At 39.6% G+C, this 283-nt stretch carries 1 protein-coding gene; it reads right to left on the bottom strand.

All coding sequences use genetic code 11. The features are described from left to right. The coding region (locus ACFINS_RS10060) for a bifunctional ornithine acetyltransferase/N-acetylglutamate synthase (protein ID WP_375706183.1) at positions 1 to 283 on the bottom strand (283 nt) is incomplete at both ends.

Here is a 283-nt window from a genome sequence, read left to right as displayed (position 1 = left end):
TGATAGAGCAATAATCTTCGCAGTATTATCTGTTGTAGCACCAATCACATGAACTTCAATTAAATGCCGCGCCCCTTCACCATCACAAACAACTTGTAATGCAAGCTCATGTAAAAGCGCACGCAATTGTTTTGAGAATACCTCATAACGTGGATCAGTTTTACTTGTGATGCAAGGAAAACTTTCTTTTCCTGTTGCAAACATCATGAGGGTATCTGATGTTGAAGTGTCACTATCCACAGTGATCGAATTAAAAGATTCCTGAACCGCTTCTGATAACCTG

Source organism: Bartonella sp. AA2SXKL, assembly GCF_042197205.1.
Classification (GTDB): Bacteria; Pseudomonadota; Alphaproteobacteria; order Rhizobiales; family Rhizobiaceae; genus Bartonella.
This window is presented reverse-complemented; position numbering and strand designations above follow the sequence as displayed.